Annotated in this window: 17 protein-coding genes; 2 read left to right on the forward strand and 15 right to left on the reverse strand. The window is 43.5% G+C overall.

Annotation, left to right across the window (positions count from 1 at the left end):
* Positions 1 to 17: 17 nt before the first annotated feature.
* From QM351_RS05470 to QM351_RS05505, 8 genes are all read right to left on the reverse strand, one after another.
* Positions 18 to 644, reverse strand: coding sequence for a GNAT family N-acetyltransferase (locus tag QM351_RS05470; RefSeq protein WP_414326879.1), 627 nt, complete (start codon positions 642 to 644; stop codon positions 18 to 20).
* A gap of 83 nt (positions 645 to 727) precedes the next feature.
* Complete coding sequence (locus tag QM351_RS05475) at positions 728 to 1243, reverse strand: phosphatase PAP2 family protein (protein WP_414326881.1); 516 nt, start codon at positions 1241 to 1243, stop codon at positions 728 to 730.
* A 265-nt stretch (positions 1244 to 1508) separates the two neighbouring features.
* Entirely contained in the window at positions 1509 to 3269 is a 1761-nt protein-coding gene (locus QM351_RS05480) for an ABC transporter ATP-binding protein (protein WP_024054810.1), read from the reverse strand.
* Positions 3262 to 5064: an ABC transporter ATP-binding protein gene (locus QM351_RS05485; protein WP_414326884.1), complete on the reverse strand. Its 1803-nt coding sequence runs from the start codon at positions 5062 to 5064 to the stop codon at positions 3262 to 3264. Before QM351_RS05485 ends, QM351_RS05480 begins: the two co-directional genes overlap by 8 nt.
* Positions 5061 to 5507 (reverse strand): MarR family winged helix-turn-helix transcriptional regulator, encoded by a 447-nt coding sequence (locus QM351_RS05490; protein ID WP_049474066.1) that lies wholly within the window; start codon positions 5505 to 5507, stop codon positions 5061 to 5063. Before QM351_RS05490 ends, QM351_RS05485 begins: the two co-directional genes overlap by 4 nt.
* 136 nt (positions 5508 to 5643) lie before the next feature.
* On the reverse strand, positions 5644 to 6054 hold the full coding sequence (locus QM351_RS05495) for a peptide deformylase (RefSeq protein WP_049474067.1): 411 nt from the start codon (positions 6052 to 6054) through the stop codon (positions 5644 to 5646).
* Positions 6055 to 6301: 247 nt separating this feature from the next.
* Positions 6302 to 7201: a fructokinase ScrK gene (gene scrK, locus QM351_RS05500; RefSeq protein ID WP_414326887.1), complete on the reverse strand. Its 900-nt coding sequence runs from the start codon at positions 7199 to 7201 to the stop codon at positions 6302 to 6304.
* 158 nt (positions 7202 to 7359) lie between these two features.
* Positions 7360 to 9303 carry a sucrose-specific PTS transporter subunit IIBC gene (locus QM351_RS05505; protein ID WP_201089881.1) on the reverse strand — a complete coding sequence of 648 codons (1944 nt, stop codon included), beginning with the start codon at positions 9301 to 9303 and terminating at the stop codon, positions 7360 to 7362.
* 375 nt (positions 9304 to 9678) lie between these two features.
* Between QM351_RS05505 and QM351_RS05510 the strand changes: the two genes are divergently transcribed.
* Complete coding sequence (locus QM351_RS05510) at positions 9679 to 11133, forward strand: sucrose-6-phosphate hydrolase (protein WP_414326889.1); 1455 nt, start codon at positions 9679 to 9681, stop codon at positions 11131 to 11133.
* On the forward strand, positions 11114 to 12079 hold the full coding sequence (locus QM351_RS05515) for a LacI family DNA-binding transcriptional regulator (RefSeq protein WP_049471835.1): 966 nt from the start codon (positions 11114 to 11116) through the stop codon (positions 12077 to 12079). The genes QM351_RS05510 and QM351_RS05515 overlap by 20 nt, the downstream gene beginning before the upstream one ends.
* Before the next feature lie 222 nt (positions 12080 to 12301).
* Here QM351_RS05515 and nusB read toward each other — a convergent pair whose 3' ends face one another.
* The 7 genes from nusB to uvrA all read right to left on the reverse strand — a co-directional run bounded on the left by nusB (position 12302) and on the right by uvrA (position 19907).
* Positions 12302 to 12733: a transcription antitermination factor NusB gene (nusB, locus tag QM351_RS05520; protein ID WP_003008602.1), complete on the reverse strand. Its 432-nt coding sequence runs from the start codon at positions 12731 to 12733 to the stop codon at positions 12302 to 12304.
* Positions 12726 to 13115: an Asp23/Gls24 family envelope stress response protein gene (locus QM351_RS05525; RefSeq protein ID WP_414326891.1), complete on the reverse strand. Its 390-nt coding sequence runs from the start codon at positions 13113 to 13115 to the stop codon at positions 12726 to 12728. The genes nusB and QM351_RS05525 overlap by 8 nt, the downstream gene beginning before the upstream one ends.
* Positions 13116 to 13151: 36 nt before the next feature.
* A complete protein-coding gene (gene efp, locus QM351_RS05530; RefSeq protein ID WP_003005479.1) occupies positions 13152 to 13712 on the reverse strand; it encodes an elongation factor P in 561 nt (186 codons plus the stop codon).
* Positions 13713 to 13877: 165 nt separating this feature from the next.
* Positions 13878 to 14984, reverse strand: coding sequence for an SPFH domain-containing protein (locus QM351_RS05535; RefSeq protein WP_368403893.1), 1107 nt, complete (start codon positions 14982 to 14984; stop codon positions 13878 to 13880).
* An 8-nt stretch (positions 14985 to 14992) separates the two neighbouring features.
* The gene (locus QM351_RS05540; protein ID WP_414326892.1) at positions 14993 to 15961 is read right to left on the reverse strand and encodes a TIM44-like domain-containing protein; all 969 of its coding nucleotides are present in this window, start codon (positions 15959 to 15961) and stop codon (positions 14993 to 14995) included.
* Between the two features lie 56 nt (positions 15962 to 16017).
* Complete coding sequence (locus QM351_RS05545; protein WP_414326894.1) at positions 16018 to 17085, reverse strand: M24 family metallopeptidase; 1068 nt, start codon at positions 17083 to 17085, stop codon at positions 16018 to 16020.
* Positions 17082 to 19907 (reverse strand): excinuclease ABC subunit UvrA, encoded by a 2826-nt coding sequence (gene uvrA, locus QM351_RS05550; protein WP_414326896.1) that lies wholly within the window; start codon positions 19905 to 19907, stop codon positions 17082 to 17084. The genes QM351_RS05545 and uvrA overlap by 4 nt, the downstream gene beginning before the upstream one ends.
* Between the last annotated feature and the right edge of the window lie 68 nt (positions 19908 to 19975).

Raw genomic sequence — 19975 nt, forward strand, 5'->3', positions numbered from 1 at the left:
ACACTAAGGTTACAACCTTAGTGTTTTTTTAGTTCCTTCAAGAAATACCAGCTCCCCATTTCTACATGGTTAAAGCTAATCTCGTTAGAGTAGACTTCCTTGTAGCCATTTTTGGTATAAAAATAGACATTTCCCTTCGTATTGGTATAAAAGGCTAGTTTTTCTCCTTTAACCTCCTCCAAGAAAGGCTCAATTCCTTCTGTCATAAAGCGACTGCCATAGCCCTGCCGTTGATGTTTAGGGGCGACTGCGAGAAGCATTAAATACCAATCAAAGTCTACATTTTGCTCCAATTCCTTATCCGTGTCCTCCATAAATTTAAAGTAGGCCAACATATTCTTCAAGGAAATAAACTTGAGCAAACCCAATCCCCCATTTAAGAGATAGGCTCGAAAAGGAATCGGTCCCTTTTGTAACAAGGCAACTGCATAAATTTCATCGTTCTTTTCTGCCACAAGGCAAATATGGTGCTTGAGAAAAACCTTTACCAAGATGCGCATCATGGCCTCAACAAAGGCAGGATACTGCTTGGGATCACGCACCAAATCTTTGATGACTTTTAAAAATAGATACTCCTCAAAAGCTGTACTGGCTACTCGAACCACCTGACCCAGATCTGCTTTTTTTGCTTTTCTGTACTTCATTTTCTCTCCTATTCTAAATCTACTTTCCAGTATACACTATCCTTCACTCTTACACAAAGGTCAATTTTTAGGAATTTGTTCATTCAAACCAGCAAAAAGAGTCCTCCCCAGACGAGTCCCAATCCCCAAGCGACGAGAACGTCCTTGGGATAATGAACCCCTCCAAGAACTCGGACAAGGGCTAATAGAAGAGATAGGAGCATCGAGCACATTCCAAACGGAAGCGACAACTGACAGACACACATAGAAATAATGGTCGCCGAAAATACATGTCGGCTAGGAAAGGAATGTCCGGATGAATTCTTTTCTAATAATGGTTGAATCTCCCACTTCTCATAAGGCCTCGGAACATTGACCCAATGACGAAAGAGGCTAAACAAGACAAAACCCGAAGCAGGGATCCAGATAAAAGGCCAGATTTCTCCCATTGAAGTTTTCTTTAAAAACAGCCAACAAAAGACCAGGCCGTAGATGCCTGGCATGGCGAACGTCAAGATTCGATTCGTCCTTTGAAGGACCTGCACACGATGTGGCTTTCTCGTAAAAGGCAGGGTTAGCCAACGATAAAATTTCGGATAATCTTGAAGATTGGGCTTCATGTTGGCACTCCTGTCTATCATCTCATTTTTGTACTACTAGTATACGCGATCCTAAGAAATCCTGTCAAGCCAGGCTTCTTTTTTATCCTTTCTTTCTTCTTTTTCACATTAGAAGCGATCTATTTTTGACGCTTTGTCATTTTTCTGTACCTAAGAATCGTCTTTCCCATCCCTTCTTCCAGCATAAAAAATAGGATAGAAGCACATAGAATTGCCTTCTATCCTATTATTTTACTTTACATTTCACAAGCCTTGTATCTTGATTTCATGCCACTTCTTCTGTGAATTGGCTATTGTAGAGGTCGGCATAGAAGCCATTTTGGCTCATGAGTTCTTGGTGGTTACCCTGCTCGATAATATTTCCATCTTTCATCACGAGAATCAGATCCGCATTACGGATAGTGGACAAGCGATGGGCAATGACAAAGGAAGTTCGGCCTTCCATGAGTTTGTCCATGGCTTTTTGAATCAACTCTTCTGTTCGGGTATCGACAGATGAGGTTGCTTCATCCAAGATGAGGAGCGGGGCATCCTTCAAGAGGGCACGCGCAATGGTCAAGAGTTGCTTTTGACCGACGGACAAGGTGACAGAATCATCTAGCACGGTGTCATAACCATTCGGCAAGGTCCGAATAAAGTGATGGACCCCAACCGCTCGGGTTGCCGCTTCGACTGCTTCATCTGAAATATCGGTTTGATTAAAGACTAAGTTTTCCCGAATGGTCCCTTCAAAGAGCCAGGTATCTTGCAAGACCATCGAAAAAGCATCATGAACTTCTTCGCGACTCATGGCCTTAGTATCCACACCATCGATGGTAATTTTACCAGCTTGAATGTCGTAAAAACGCATCAAGAGATTGACCATGGTGGTCTTACCTGCGCCTGTTGGACCAACAATGGCTACTTTTTGCCCAGGCTTCGCTTCAGCAGTAAAGTCATGGATAATGGTCTTGTCTGGTGAATAACCAAAACGAACATGCTCAAAGGTAACATGACCTTTTGGCGATTCCAATTGGCGAATTTTTTGGGATTCGTCTTCCATTTCTTCTTCGTCTAAGAATTCAAAGACACGCCCCAAAGCAGCACTGGCCGATTGCAATTGGGTAATTCCTTGGGCCATTTGACCAATTGGTTGGGTAAAGATGCGGACATAGGTCATAAAGGCCACAATGGTCCCGATGGTAATGTCCCCATTAATGGTGAGGACAGCCCCAACGATACAGACCATGACATATCCGAAATTCCCTACAAACTGCATCAAGGGCATCATGATCCCAGAGAAGAATTGGGATTTCCACATGCTATGGTACAAATCTTGATTGATGGTATCAAAATGATTTTTGGCTTGGTGACGGCCATTGTAGGAAATGACGATATTGTGGCCACTATAGATTTCTTCAACATAACCTGAAACTTTGGCAAGGTTGTCCTGTTGTTGCTTAAAGAGAGGCTGGCTCTTGACCATAATGATGCTGGAAAGAGCAAAACCTGCAAAGACGGACACAATCGCTGTCACCGCCAAGTGCCAGTCCGTCTTAAACATCATAAGGATGGAGCCAATCAATAAGACAATAGAAGAGACCATTTGAACCAAGCTTTGGTTAAAGGATTGGGTCATCAAATCCACGTCATTGGTCACACGAGACAAGGTATCTCCTTGTTCATGGCTATCAAAATATTGGAGGGGCACGCGATTGATCTTCTCAGCAATGGCATTGCGCAAGCGTTCTGCAAAGCGCTGAATCATGGTTGAGATAATGAAACTACTGCTGTAGGACACCAGTGCTCCAACTCCATAAAGGATGGCTAAGGTCAGGGCAATCGAAGTGATCTTATCAATATCAATGGCGCCTCCCATCCCTTTTGTAATGGTATCTGTAATTTCTTTTAACTTATCCGGTCCAATAACCGTGATTACACTCGATACGATCGAAAAGAGGATAGCAATTAGGAAAAATAGGTGGAAGCCCTTCAAATAGGGAGAAAGTTGGCTCCAAAGGGATGTTTTTTGTTTTGTCTTATGCATGTTCCAACTCCTCCTTAGACAATTGTGAATAGGCAATTTCTTGATAGACTTCATTGGTCGCAAGCAATTCTTTATGGGTGCCTTGACCGACGACCTTCCCTTGATCCAAGACCAAAATCAAATCCGCATCCATAATGGTCGAAATCCGTTGGGCAACGATCAATTTGGTCGTATCTGCCAGCTCTTCTTTCAGAGCTTGTCGCAGGATCCGATCCGTTTTGTAATCAAGGGCTGAGAAGGAATCATCAAAGATGAGGATCTCAGGCTTACGTGCAAGGGCACGCGCAATGGCCAAACGTTGACGTTGTCCTCCAGAGAAGTTGCTTCCTCCTTGCGCTACTTCTGTATCCAAGCCCTTCTCTTTTGTGGCAACAAACTCTTTGGCTTGGGCCAATTCAAGGGCTTTCCAGATGGCTTCATCCTCTAATTTTCCTTGACTACTTTCTCCAAATTCCATATTGGAGCGAATCGTGCCGCTAAAGAGCACTGCTTTTTGGGGAATGTAGCCGACTTTATTGTTCAATTCTTGGTGGCTATAGTCCTTGACATTCACCCCATCCACTAAGATCTTTCCTTCTGTCGCATCGTAAAAACGTGGAATTAAATTGACCAAAGTGGATTTACCAGAACCAGTTGATCCAATGAAGGCAACGGTTTGTCCTTTCTGAGCTGAGAAGGTCACGTGCTCAATCACAGCACGGGAAGTCCGTCCATAGCGGAAGGAAACATCTTGGAATTCTACACTTCCTTTTTCTCCAGACTCAGTCTTGGACTCAGATGGAAAATCAACAGACGGCTCTAGAGCCAAGACCTGATTAATCCGTTTTGCGGATACTAAGGCACGAGGCAGAATAATCAAGATGGCCACCATCATCATAAAGCCAATGACAACCTGCATGGCGTAAGAGGAGAAGGTGATCATATCGGAGAAGACCTTGGTCCGATCCGCTAATGCAGGACTGGTGAAGATCTTTGTAGGATCTTTTGGCATGGCGATATCATTGATCAAGTGCGCCCCAATCCAGTAGATAGCAAGGGTCAAACCACTTGATACCACTGTCATGACAGGGTTCATCAGAGACATCAAACGATAAACAAAGAGATTTAGACGGGTTAAGCCCTTGTTTTCCGTTTGGAATTTTTCATTTTGATACGCTTCTGCATTGTAGGCACGGACCACGCGCACCCCAGTCAAACTCTCCCGTGTCGTCGCATTCAAGGCATCGGTCAAACCCTGAACCTTTTGCTGGCACGGAAAGGCAATCAGAACAAGAACAGAGAGAAGAATCAAGACCATCAAGACCGCAATCCCAACAGACGTTGTCCAGGCACTGCTCTTCCCCCAAATCTTGGTCAGAGCCCAAATCGCCATAATGGGACCACGCGTCACAACTTGCATCCCCATGACAATCATGATTTGTAACTGGGTCAAATCATTGGTTGTACGAGTTAAGAGAGAGGGAACGGAGAATTTCTTGATCTCGGCATCAGAGTAATCCATCACTTGATGGAAAATCTCTCCTCTAAGTCGCGTCGTAAAGCTGGCAGCGACTCTTGAAGCCAAAAAGCCCACAAAAACTGCCATCAAAAAGCTTCCAAAAGAGAAGAGCAACATCTTGCTTCCCGGATCCATAATATCAGAAACCTTGGTCCCATCCTTAGCTAAGAGGGTCGTGATATCAGATAAGTATTCAGGAGTCTTTAAATCCATCCAAACAGCCAGACAGATAAAGACCGTACTAAGGGCAATCATGCCCCATTCTTTGGCGGTTAACCGCCGAAACATATTGATCATTCCTCGCTCCTTTTTTTCATATTCTCATAAAATTGATGCATGACCTTGAAAAAGATGGCCAATTCTTCTTCTGATACACCAGCCATCATCTTCTGGTCCACTTCCTCAAAGAATTGTTTCATGTCATTCAACTTATTTTTCACACTGTCTGTTAGGTAGACATACTTGGCCCGTTTATCGGTCGGACTAGCCTCTAAATAAATAAAGCCATTTTTCTCCATCCGCTTGATCAGGTTACTCGTCACGGATTTTGAGATATGAAGTTCCTGCTCAACATCCCGAATCAAGGTCACTTTTCCCTCTTTCTCACGATGAGATAAAAAGCTCAATACCTGACCTTGGGGTCCTGCGCTAAATTCAAGCCCTCTCTTCTTGGCCTCTCTTTCTACCATGAGGTGAATGAGATGGCCGATTTTTTTAAATTCTTGTAAAGGTTTGTCCATCATTTCCTCCAAATAGTTCTCTTAAGAACTTTAAAGTTACTATGAGAACTATTTTAACACAAAAAAGATCCCTGTCAAGAAAAAAGTTTCCATAAGAACTAAAAAAATGGAGCCGAATCGACTCCATCCTTCATCTTTAGATAATAATGCCTTCTAGATGATCCATTTCATGCTGACAGATCTGGGCTGGAAAACCTGTCAAATGAATTGTTTTTGCTTTCCAATTCACATCTCGATAGGTCACTGTAATCTCCTCATAACGAGTGGTCGGCCGACTCCCCATCAAGGACAAGCATCCTTCCTCTGTTTGGTAAGGCTTTTTCTTTTCAAGGAGAACCGGATTAAAGAGGACCAGATTTTCACTTCCCATTCGGATGATAATCGCCCGTTTTTTCACCCCGATCATATTAGCCGCTAAACCGACACACTCAAGGAGATGAGCATTTAAGGTGTCCTGCAAATCCAAAGCCAAAGTGCGATCCTCAGGTGTCGCTTCTTCTGACTTTTGACCCAAGAATAAGACATCTTTTACAATATTCTTTTTCATTCCTTCCTCACTTCTTGATAGATAGACGAAAGAAGAGAGTGGGACAGAAATCGGTAATTCGTTAGAATTCGATTTCGTCGTCCCACCTCCGCACAGTTGAGTAGGGCTGTAAAAGCTGATGAAATCAGCGTAGTAGAGGCCACTCAACCACTGCGTCTTGCTCGACAATCCAAAAATAATTGAGAGGCTAGGACTTTTGTCCCAGCCTCCTCGCTCTTGTTTCTAACCTCTAAGAGACAATTGCTGCTTATTTTTTAAGCTTTTCGCTCACTTGTTTTGCAAGAACAAAGTTCCCCAAGGTCGCTGAACCATTGCCAGCAACTGCAGGTGTCACAATATAATCTCTCACATCTGGTACAGGGAGGTAACCGTTCAAGAGGGCAGTAAATTTCGTGCGAACACGATCTAACATATGTTGTTGAGCCATGACTCCTCCTCCAAAGACAATGACGTCTGGGCGGAAGGTAACTGTCGCATTCACTGCTGCTTGTGCGATGTAGTAGGCTTGAATATCCCATACATTGCTGTTGAGTTCAATGTTTTCCCCACGAATACCTGTACGAGCTTCGAGACTAGGACCAGCCGCAAAGCCTTCCAAACAGCCATTGTGGAAAGGACAAACACCCTTGAATTCTTTTTCCACATCCATTGGGTGTTGAGCTACATAGTAGTGTCCCATTTCTGGGTGTCCAGCTCCCCCGATAAACTCACCACGTTGGATGACACCAGCTCCGATTCCTGTTCCGATTGTATAGTAAACCAAGTTTTCGATATGGCCACCCGCGTTATTGCGTGCGACCACTTCTCCATAGGCAGAGCTATTCACATCTGTCGTGAAATAGATTGGTACATTCAAGGCACGACGGAAAGCCCCAACGATATCTACATTGGCCCAATTTGGTTTTGGAGTCGTTGTGATGAAACCATAAGTGTTTGAATTTGGATCGATATCAATTGGTCCAAATGAACCAATCGAAAGCCCAACTAGATCCTCAAATTTTGAGAAAAATTCAATACACTTATCAATCGTCTCAATTGGCTTGGTTGTTGGAAATTGTACTTTTTCCACAACATTATAGTTTTCATCACCAACCGCACAAACAAATTTTGTACCGCCAGCTTCCAAACTTCCATATAATTTTGTCATGTTGGCTCCTTTTTTATTATGAAAAATATCCTGTATTTATTATAGCATATTTTGTAGTCAATCTTTTTCTCTTCTCTAAAGAAAAAACACACCTTTTTTGAGAAATAAAATTCAAGGACTGGAGATGATAGACCAGTCCTTGAGAACTTATTTTTCGATTAAGCTTTAACTTCGATGATTGCATCACCCTTCGCAACAGATCCAGTTGCAACAGGTGTGACAGAAGCAAAGTCAGCTGTGTTAGTGACGATCACCATAGTTGTGTCTTCAAGACCAGCTGCGGCAATTTTCGCTGCATCAAATGTACCAAGGACATCACCAGCTTTGACTTTATCGCCTTGAGCTACTTTTTGATCAAATCCTTCACCATTCATTGATACTGTATCAATCCCAACGTGGATCAAGATTTCAGCACCATTAGCAGTCTTCAAACCGTAAGCGTGACCAGTTGCGAAAGCAATGGTTACTTCAGCATCAGCTGGTGCATAGACAACGCCTTCAGTTGGTTTGATGGCAATTCCTTGTCCCATCGCTCCACTTGAGAAGACAGGATCATTCACATCAGCAAGTGCTACTGTACTACCAACGATAGGAGTTACAATCACTTCATCCGCAAGAGTTGCTTCAACTTCTTCAGAAGCAGCTGCTACTTCTTTGGCTTCTGCTTTTTCAGAAGTTTCTGCTGCTGCTACATTTCCTTCAGCCGCAAACACAGCTGCTGCTTTTGTCTTACCATAGAAGTAAGTCAATGCAAAGGCTACCGCAAAGGCAATCACTTCACACAAGAGGTAGAATGGGATAGATGTTGCATTGATTGAAAGGAATCCAAGGAAACCTGCTGATCCAAGTGAAACAGCAACTACTTGGAGAAGACCCGCAAAGAGGGCACCCACTGCTGAACCGATAAGGGCACAGAAGAATGGGAATTTGTATTTCAAGTTAACCCCGAAGAGGGCTGGTTCTGTAATACCAAGAAGGGCTGACACACCTGCAGAAGATGCAAGACCTTTAGTTTTTTCGCTCTTCGTCAAGAACAAGATGGCAAAAGTTGCAGCACCTTGCGCTACGTTGGCCATTGATGCAACGACGAAGATGAAATCTCCATGACCCGCACCTTTTTGCCAAGCTGAAAGCAATTGTGTTTCGATAGCTGGGAATGATTGGTGAAGACCTGTCATAACGATCAATGAGTAAGTTCCACCAAAGACTGTCATACCGATAAAGCTTGTTGTGTTATACAACCATACAATAGCGTCTGTGATTCCGTTTGACACCAAAAGCATCACTGGACCAACCACTGTAAAGGTAAGGAAACCAGTAATCATCACAGAAAGCAATGGAGTAAAGGTAAAGTCAACAGCTGATGGCAATTTCTTGTGGAAGAATTTTTCCAAATGTGCCAAGATCCAGATCGCTGCTAAGACAGGAATAACTTGGTAGGCATAGTTTGTTTGTGCTACATTGTAGCCAAAGATATCCCAGAATTTAGTAGCCCCACCAAGATCTGGTGTGGTCATGATCATACCGATCGCAGCACCCAAGAAGATGTTTGCTCCAAAGCGTTTGGCTGCAGAAATACCAACCAAAATTGGCAAGAACATAAATGGTGCAGCTGACATCAATTGGATCATAGCTGAAAGACCCTTGATAGCTGGGTACATTTCTTCTAATGATTTAGGTCCAAATAAACCAGCTGAAGTCAAGAAGTTCCGAAGGGCCATCAAGAGACCACCTGCAACCAAGGCAGGAATGATTGGAACGAAGATATCAGACAAGAGTTTAATCAAGGCCATCAATGGGTTGAATTTCTTATCTTTTGCAGCGATTTGTTTCAAATCGTCTGTTGATACTTCTTTCAAACCAGTAGCTTTAATTAGCTCTTCATAAACAAAGTTTACATCTCCAGGTCCGATGATCACTTGGTATTGACCATCTGATTTGAAGGTTCCTTTGACATCAGCATTGTTATCAAGTGCAGCTTGATCAACTTTGCTATCGTCTTTCAATACCAAACGTAGACGTGTCGCACAGTGTGCTGCCGCAACAAGGTTATCTTTACCGACTGCTTCGATAACCTCTTTGGCTACTTTATTGTAATCCATAAAGTAAATCTCCTTATTTTTTGTAATGTAAACGGTTAAATCGTTTCTACGTTTTTAATTGTACCACGTATTGAAAATATGTCAAGCGTTTTGCAGGATTTTTTTGAAACTTTTTTGGACTTTTTGACACCTTTTGACAGTATGAAACTATTTTCATTTTAAAACAGCCCTGTACCACGCTTCTTAGCGCTCTGAATCAGTCTTTTGTTTTCATTTTCTTTCATTTTTTCATAATTTTTCAACTTCTCCTCTTTTCTTCAGGCTGCAAAATAGATGTCAAACGTTTGACATTTTTTGCCATTTTTTTCATTTATCGCTTGCATTTTTAATAGGAAATCGGTACTATGGAAGTAAGAAAAAATTCGGAGGAATAAAATGGAATGGACAACTGAACGTCGTTACAGACGTTACGAAGACTGGACAGAAGAGGAAAAGCAAGCCATCCAAGATCATATGGCCAAATCTCCTTGGCATACACACTATCATGTTGAGCCAAAAGCTGGTCTCTTAAATGATCCTAACGGTTTTTCCTACTTTGATGGAAAATGGATCTTGTTTTACCAAAATTTCCCATTTGGTGCAGCCCATGGGTTAAAATCATGGGTACAAACAGAAAGTGAAGACTTGGTTCATTTCAAAGAAACTGGTGTAACGCTTCTTCCAGACACAGATCTGGATAGCCATGGAGCTTATTCCGGATCAGCCATGCAGTTTGGTGACAAACTATTCTTATTCTACACCGGAAATGTTCGTGATGCAGAATGGGTTCGTCATCCTTACCAAGTCGGTGCTTTGATGGATAAAGACGGCAAGATTGAAAAAATTGACAAAATCTTGATTGATCAACCGGCTGACTCTACGGATCACTTTCGTGACCCACAGATTTTTAATTTCAAAGGTCAATTCTACGCTATCGTTGGTGGTCAAGACCTTGAGAAGAAAGGATTCATCCGTCTCTATAAGGCTGTAGATAATGACTATTCCAACTGGGTTACAGTCGGTGACTTGGATTTTGCAAACGATCGGACAGCTTATATGATGGAATGTCCCAACCTAGTCTTTGTAGGAGACCAACCCGTTCTCCTATACTGCCCTCAAGGCTTAGATAAAGCCGTTCTCGATTATGACAATATCTATCCAAATATGTACAAGATTGGGGCAAGCTTTGACCCAGAAAAGGCCAAAATGGTTGATGTATCTGAATTGCATAATCTCGACTATGGTTTTGAAGCCTATGCCACTCAAGGATTTAATGCTCCCGATGGACGTGCCTATACTGTTAGCTGGCTAGGTCTTCCAGACGTTTCTTATCCAACGGATTCCTATGACTACCAAGGAGCTCTCTCACTGGTCAAAGAATTAACCATCAAAGATGGCAAGCTCTACCAATACCCAGTTGAAGCCATCAAAGACTTGCGCGCTGAGAGTGAGGAATTTGCCAACAAGGCACAAACCAAGAACTGCTATGAATTGGAATTGCAGTTTGAAAAGGATAGCCAGAACGAAATCGTCCTCTTTGCCGATGCAGAAGGGAAGGGCTTAGCTCTCACATTTGATCTGGCTAAAGGATTGGTCACAGTCGATCGAAGCCAGGCTGGTGAGCAATATGCCCAAGAATTCGGTGCGAGCCGTAGCTGCACAATCGCTAACCAAGCAACAACCGCTAATATTTTCATTGACAATTCGATTTTTGAAATCTTTATCAATAAAGGAGAAAAAGTATTTTCTGGTCGGGTCTACCCACATGCAGATCAAAATGGAATCTTGATCAAGTCTGGAACCCCTACTGGAACTTACTACGAACTTGATTATGGTCGCAAAGCTAACTGATGTCGCCAAACTCGCCGGTGTCAGCCCTACTACTGTCTCACGGGTTATCAATAAAAAAGGATACCTGTCTGAGAAAACGATTCAAAAAGTCCAAGAAGCCATGCGAGAATTAGGCTATAAACCTAACAATGTTGCTCGAAGCCTCCAAGGAAAATCAGCCAAGTTAGTCGGCTTGATCTTTCCCAACATCAGCAATGTTTTCTATGCTGAATTAATCGACAAACTAGAACACCAACTCTTCAAACATGGCTATAAAACCATCATCTGCAATAGTGAGCACGACTCCGAGAAAGAGCGCGAATATATTGAGATGTTGGAGGCTAACCAGGTAGATGGCATCATTTCAGGAAGTCATAATTTGGGCATTGAAGATTACAACCGGGTAACTGCTCCTATCATTGCTTTTGACCGCAACCTCTCCCCAGAAATTCCGGTTGTTTCTTCAGACAACTATGCTGGTGGAGTGCTAGCAGCAGAAACTTTAGTAAAAACCGGAGCCCGAAATATTATCATGATCACAGGTAATGACAACTCTAACTCCCCAACTGGCTTGCGTCATGCGGGGTTTGCATCGGTTCTACCTGAGTCCATGATCATTAATGTTTCCAGTGATTTCTCCCCTATTCGCAAAGAAATGGAAATCAAACAGATTTTAACCCACCACAAACCAGATGCCATTTTCGCCTCCGATGATTTGACGGCGATCTTGATCATGAAAGTCGCTAGAGAATTAGATATTCAGATTCCCCAGGATTTGAAAGTGATTGGTTATGATGGAACCCAGTTCATTGAGACCTATACACCTGAACTGACAACCATCCAACAACCCCTCGAAGACATTGCTATCCTCATGGTAGATCTTTTACTCCAAAAGATCGAAGGAAAAAAAGTAGCGACTACCGGTTATTTCTTGCCCGTTAGTCTCCACTCTGGAAAAAGTGTCTAAAACAACGATGCTGGGACAAAAGTCCTAGCCTCTCAATTATTTTTGGATTGTCGAGCAAGACGCAGTGGTTGAGTGGGCTCTACTACGCTGATTTCATCAGCTTTTACAGCCCTACTCAACTGTGCGGAGGTGGGACGACGAAATCGAATTCTAACGAATTACCGATTTCTGTCCCACTCTCATATTTTTTTACCAAAAAAAGAGCCAGTAGGCTCTTTTTACTTATTCTTCTGTCACAAATTGACTGAGGACACCGTTGACAAATCGTGAAGAGGTTTCATCTGAAAAGGCCTTGGCCAATTCCACCGCTTCATTGACTGCGACGATCTGTGGTGTATCAAACTCTGTCATTTCGTAAATTCCCAGACGAAGGATGTTTTTCTCTACCAAGGTCAAGCGCTCAACAGTCCAGCCGGTTTTCAAATGTTGACCGATTTGCTGGTCCAGTTGATCTTTGGATTGGTAGACACCCGTCACGAGATTCATGAGAAAGGCAGGAAGATCGACTTCTTTGTCTTCTGCTAGGTCCTTATCATGTAGATAAGCAAAACGACAAGCTTCAACAATGTCTCCATCGTATTCCAAGGCCATCAAGGCTTGGAAGGCGCGCTCACGCAAATCTCGACGTGATTCTAATAAAATTTCATCAGTCATTGAGGAAGTCCTCATTAAACAAATCTTTCAAGTCTGGTTTTGGAGATTTTTCCGTTGCGATACCAACAACGTGAATGTTGACAGCATCCAAGGTTACATCTGCCATATCATAAACTGCAGACTTGACCGCTTTTTGAATGGCTACAGCGACAGATGGTACAGCCACTCCGTATTCTAAATAGAGATAGATGTCTACTGAAACTTGACCATCTTCTTCTGTATGAAGGTAGACGCCACGTCCAAGTGAGCGTTTTAATAAGCTATCTGAAACACTCTTATTTTCAAGCGAATAGACACCCTCGACTTTTGCTGTCGCAATCGCAATAATTTTTTCTAATACACGTGGTGCAATAACGATGTCACCAAATTGTTCAGTTGCCATAGAAGTTCCTTTCTATTTGACACCCTGAGATGTCTCTTATGCACGAGAAACGTAAGTTCCTTCAGTAGTGTTAATGACCAATTTTTGTCCAGCTTCGATGAAGTCAGGAACGTTTACGACCAAACCTGTTTCCATTGTAGCAGGTTTACCAGAACCAGTCACTGTAGCACCTTTGATAGATGGTTGAGTTTCTGCAACAGTCAATTCAACAGTTGTAGGAACCGTTACACCGATGACTTCGCTTCCGTAGAATTGAATTTTTACTTCTGAGTTTTCAAGGATGTAAAGCAATTCTTGTTCTACATTCACAACTGGAATTTCATATTGGTCATATGTTTCAGTGTTCATGAAGTAGGCTGTATCATCCATTTTGTACAAGTATTGAGCTGGAACAGTTTCGATAATCGCTTGTTCAAATTTTTCTTCTGGACGGTAGCTTGTATCAAATGTTGAACCAGTACGGACATCACGCAATTTCATACGCATGATAGTGTTTCCTTTACCTGGCTTGTGGTGGCTAGCTTCCAAAACGCGGATCAATTTTCCATCAGCTGTTTCAAAAGTCATACCAGCTTTCAATTTACTTGCTTCGATCATGTTTTATTACCTCTTTTTTAAAAATAGATTACTCTTTATTGTAACACACTATTTGATTTTTCTCAAACAGCAATCTTTGCTTTTTAGGAAGGTTAGAAGGCGGAGAGAGATTGCAGGAACGAGTCCTTAGTATCTCTACATTTCCACCACCAGCTTCACTATTCCTTATTGGTCCACAGGCACAATGTTGCCATCCGCATCTTTGGTGACATGGACATATTTTCCATCTACTTCAATGTAGAAGGTATGTGGCTTGTCTGGAGCTGGAGAGGCTTGTTTTTGAAGGTCATTGCCAAGGGCTTGACCCAAGTTCATCCCCATGATCATGTTCATGCCATTGCCACCTTCATTTTTAGCGGCTGCCACCAGGGCCTCATTGCGGGCACGACGCTCTTCAATTTCGATGGTATTGTACTTCATCGCTGCCAATTCACTGTCCAGTTTATTAACCTTGGCCATACTGTCTGCATCGTAGCTCAAATCTTCGATGAGGACATTGGTTAATTCAATACCATATAATTCTGCCCAAGTTTTGTTGACTTCGCGTTTTGCGACTTCATTGAAGACGTCTTGGTCTGCATTGATATTGTAGATATCTGCCTTATTTTCAGCTGTATATTTTGAAATAGCAACTGCAATTTTTGGCGCTAAGTTTTGGCGCAAGGTTCCCTGAGCCACATCTTCCAAGGTAAACGGTTTGTCAGCAGCAATTTGGCGACTGACTGCACTGACGTAAAAGAGTACAGGATCTGCTACTTTAACATCATAGAGACCATAAAAACGAATGCTCAGAAGTTGTTGGTAACGGTCGCTAAAATACTCGACTGGATTTTGGGTGCCAAATTTATTTCCTGTAAAAGGTTGCATCCGCACAAAAATAATTTCTTGTTGGGTGACCACTTGACCACCAAATGAGAAGCGATTCTTGAACTGGTCCCAAGTCCCTTTAACGCCACCCTTTTCAAACAACCAGGCATTTTCACCAGCTTGCCATTCGTGGCTACCTGCTTCTAGAAGGTCTCCTAGAAAAGTTCCATTATTGACCAAGAGAGCAACATAGCCTTGAGGAACAATGACGACAGATCCATCTGTCAATAGCCCCGTATTTTGGTTGCTCTGACGAGAGCGTCCATCTGGATCTTTGGTCAAGAGCTGTCCCTTAATGGCCAAAGCTGTTGCCGGAACAGCTTCTGGCAAGGTAATAGCTTCCTTAAATTTACTATCTTGAAAACTTGAAATGCCCGCTGAAAGGGCTGCTTTAATAAATCCCATATATTCTCCTATCTGTAGAATTCAATTTCATCCACAACTTCGTAGACATCCAAGACCCAATCTTTTGGATTGTGTTTCAAGGACGCTTGGCAATATTCACACTTGTCGATTGAATCGATCGTCAGCGGCGCACCACAGTTCGGACAGTGATCACTTAAGACTTCAGAATTCTTAATGATCTCTGTCTGAGCCCCGTGTTCACGGAGGAAGACCATGCGGTATACTGTAAAGAGATCTTTGGTCGGATCCCCTTCGATCACACGACCCGATTCATCGTCTCGGATGTAATCTCTCATCGTCGAAGACAGAATAACTTCAATGCGGTCATTGCCTTCTGGATTTTCGATAAAGTCTTTGATCTTCGAATCTTCCACACACACGCGCTCTAGAACATTGGTTGTTTTGGCACGAATATGCTCTTGCAACTGCGTCAAGTGTTGCTCATAAAGACTCGTACTTTCTAAGTTCCGTACGGAATTCCAATCCTTTTCTGTCCAAGCAGACTGCAATTGAAGATAAACCAGCTTGACTTGCGACAAGAAGCGGTCTTCATCAAACATTGGATCCAGTTTACGGATGCGGCGAATCGCTTCATAGTTGTTCTCAATTGGTCGACCCGCCCGTTCTTCGGTTGTCCGTTTTGGACCACTATTTGAATAGGACGAATCATCACTCTCATTAGCCTCTTTTGCAATATTATAGACAAATCCAATCAATCCAATGATGGCGACAACTGCTACCGCCCCACCAGAGTCTGATCCAGAACTAGAACTGTAGCTACTGGATCCACCAGACCAGCTACTGCCACCAGACCAGCTACTTCCCCCTCCAGACCAGCTACTACCACCACCACCGCCAGAATGAATAGTGCTACTACCACCACTATGCGTATTGCCGACACCAGCATGAGCAGAAGGAGCAAATGCAAATAGAAGGGCTACTAGAAGAATTCCCAATACTAAAATTCGTTTTTTCATAGGCCTCATTTCTTATCTTTGTTTGTTACACAGGGGTTAAGAAAATACTGTCTATTTTATAGGACAATCAATTCTTTAGGAGCAAGAGTCAAGACTTCACAGCCAGTTTCTGTAATCAAGAGGTCATCTTCGATCCGCACGCCAGAGAGACCTTCGATATAAATACCTGGCTCATCTGTTAAGACCATACCTGCTTGAATCGCTTCTTTAGACGTTTGGCTGAAGTATGGTTCTTCATGGATATCAAGACCAATGCCGTGACCGATTCCATGAGTAAAGTATTGGCCATAGCCGGCTCTTTCGATCACATCACGTGGGATTTTGTCAAAATCACGGAAGCCAAGTCCATCTTTTGCAGCAGTAATCAAGGCCTGATTGGCTTTTAAAACCGTTTCGTAAATTTCTCTTTCCTTGTCGCTGACATGTCCAGCATAGATGGTCCGTGTCATATCGCTGACATAGTGGTCATACAAGCAACCAAAATCAAGGGTCAAGGCATCTCCTGCTGAAATCACCCGATCACTTGGAGTCGCGTGAGGCATAGCAGAGCGTTCACCAGCTGCTGAAATAATGTCAAAAGATACACCAGAAGCTCCCAACTCCCGCATTCTAAAATCGAGGAAAGTTGCTGCTTCCAACTCTGTCGTTTTCCCTACCTTGATATAGTCTAAAATATCATGGAAGGCTTGGTCAGAGATGCTACAAGCTTTTTTAATGGCCGCAATCTCTGTTTCATCTTTAATCAAGCGCAATTCCATCACAAAGTTCGCTAGGGATTGAAGGTTGATGCCACTGAAAATAGAAGCCATACGGGCATGGTAGGCCACCGTCACTTCGTCCTCAAAACCAAGTTCTTTGATTCCAAGATCCTTGACGATCTCTGCCACTGCAGTCAACTCATCGCGGGTTTCCACAATTTCTACAGAGGGGAAACAAGTCGCATGAGCATGAATGGTGTAGCGCGAATCCGTAAAGAGGACCACGCGTTCTTCTGTCACCAAAGCAGTCCCATTTGAACCCCAGAAATTGGTCAAATAGTAAACATTTTTCAAATTGTTAATCAATACCGCCTTAAGGTTTTGGGCTTTCATTTTGTTTCTTAAGTTGCTGATCCGTTGATTCATTGTAATTTTCCTTTCAAATATTGTCCTGTGTAGCTAGCAGGATTGGCTGCCACTTCTTCTGGCGTTCCGGTCGCAATAATGGTTCCGCCACCGATACCACCTTCTGGTCCTAAATCGATGATATGGTCTGCTGTCTTAATGACATCCAAATTGTGCTCAATCACAAGGACCGTATTGCCATCATCCACAAATCGCTCTAAGACTTTGATCAAGCGAGAAATGTCTTCGGTATGAAGTCCTGTCGTTGGTTCATCCAAGATATAGAAGGATTTTCCTGTAGAGCGCTTGTGCAATTCAGAAGCCAACTTCATCCGCTGCGCTTCCCCACCTGAAAGGGTGGTCGCTGGTTGCCCCAGTGTTACATAGCCCAAGCCCACATCTTGGATGGTCTTGAGTTTGCGTTCAATTTTCGGAATGTGTTTGAAGAATTCGACTGCCTTATTGACGGTCATATCCAGCACTTCTGCGATATTTTTTTCCTTGTAGTGGACTTCGAGAGTCTCACTATTGTAGCGACGTCCATGGCAGACCTCACAAGGAACAAAGACATCTGGCAAGAAGTGCATTTCAATCTTGATGATGCCATCTCCTGAGCAGGCTTCACAACGCCCACCCTTGACATTGAAACTAAAGCGACCTTTCTTATAGCCCCGAATTTTGGCTTCATTGGTCTGAGCAAAGAGATCGCGAATGTCATCGAAGACGCCTGTATAAGTTGCTGGATTGGAACGAGGAGTCCGACCGATCGGGCTTTGATCAATGTCGATCAAGCGATCGATATGCTCAATCCCCTGAATGGTCTTGTATTTCCCTGGTTTTTCCGAATTGCGGTTGAGCTTTTGAGCGATGGCTTTTTTCAAGATGCCATTGATCAAGGTCGATTTTCCAGAACCGGAAACTCCAGTGACTGCGATAAATTTGCCCAGAGGAAAACGCGCTGTAATATCTTGTAAGTTGTTCTCACTGGCCCCTGTAATTTCAATAGAACGACCATTTCCTGAACGGCGCTCTGTTGGAACCGAAATCTTGCGTTTGCCGGACAAATACTGGCCAGTGATGGATTTGCTGTTGCGAGCTACCTGCTTTGGAGTTCCCGCAGCAACGATCTCTCCCCCAAAGACACCGGCACCTGGGCCAACGTCGATCAGGTAGTCTGCTTCTCTCATGGTATCTTCGTCGTGTTCGACGACGATCAAGGTGTTGCCTAAATCGCGCATCTTCTTGAGACTGGCAATCAGGCGGTCATTGTCCCTTTGATGGAGGCCGATTGACGGCTCATCCAAGATATAAAGGACTCCAGAGAGGTTGGAACCGATCTGGGTTGCCAAGCGAATGCGCTGGCTTTCTCCACCTGATAGTGTTCCTGCTGAGCGTGACAAGGTCAAGTAATTAAGGCCTACATTGTTTAAGAAGGTCAAACGATCTTTGATCTCTTTTAGGATCGGTCTTGCAATCGTAGCTTCATTGTCTGTTAAGACCAACTGATCCACAGCTTTTAAGTGGTCCGCAATCGATAGATCTGACACTTCCCCAATATGCATCCCCTTTTCTCCTCCGACACGAACAGAAAGAGCCTGGTCATTGAGACGGTAGCCATGGCAGGTCGCACAGGTCAATTCGTTCATATAAGAGCGCATTTGGTTGCGGGTGAAATCACTATTGGTCTCACGGAAACGGCGGTGAATATTGGTTACGACCCCTTCAAAAGGAATCTCAATATCCCGAACCCCACCAAACTCATTTTCATAGTGGAAGTGGAATTCTTTCCCGTTTGAACCATAGAGAACCAAGTCCTTTTCTTCTTGAGAAAGATCTGAGAAAGGCTGATCCATATCAATACCAAAATGGATCATGGCCTGCTCCAACATCTGAGGATAGTAGTTGGAAGAGATCGGATTCCAAGGAGCAAGAGCTCCTTCACGAAGAGTTAAGCGATCATCTGGCACCACCAAATCTAAGTCCACCTCCAGCTTAATGCCTAACCCATCACAGTCTGTACAGGAGCCGAAAGGCGCATTGAAAGAAAAGAGACGGGGCTCTAATTCAGGAACGGTAAAGCCACAGACTGGACAAGCATAATGCTCCGAAAAGAGCAGTTCCTTTCCATCCATGGTATCAATCACCACATAACCGTCCGCTATCCGAAGAGCTGCCTCAATCGAATCAAAGAGACGCGAGCGGATGCCCTCTTTGATCACGATCCGGTCTACCACCACTTCAATCGTGTGCTGTTTGCTTTTAGACAGTTCTGGAACCTCTGTCACATCATAGATCTCACCGTCAACTCGGACCCGAACATAGCCGTCTTTTTGCACCTTTTCAATGATATTCTTGTGCTGGCCTTTTTTCTTGCGGATAATGGGAGCTAGAATTTGCAGGCGTTGGCGCTCTGGTAATTCCAAGACTTGATCGACAATTTGCTCAACCGAAGAAGCGGTAATAGCGCCATGTCCATTGATACAATAAGGCGTCCCTACACGCGCATAGAGCAGGCGAAGGTAGTCATTGATCTCTGTTGCCGTCCCCACTGTAGAACGGGGGTTTTTACTGGTCGTTTTTTGGTCGATGGAAATGGCTGGACTCAAGCCGTCAATGGAGTCCACATCTGGTTTTTCCATATTTCCCAAAAACTGCCGGGCGTAGGCCGATAAGCTCTCCACGTAGCGGCGCTGGCCTTCTGCATAGAGGGTATCAAAGGCCAGACTGGACTTTCCAGAACCAGACAAACCCGTCACCACGACTAATTTGTCCCGTGGAATTTCCACGTCTATATTTTTTAAATTATGGGCGCGTGCCCCATGAATGACAATTTTATCTTGCATATTCTTACTCTAATCACCTTTTTGTTAACCTCCATTATAACAAATTTTTTAGTATTCTTTTATCCAAA

The organism is Streptococcus parasanguinis (genome assembly GCF_047465465.1).
In the GTDB taxonomy this organism is placed as follows: domain Bacteria; phylum Bacillota; class Bacilli; order Lactobacillales; family Streptococcaceae; genus Streptococcus; species Streptococcus parasanguinis_AI.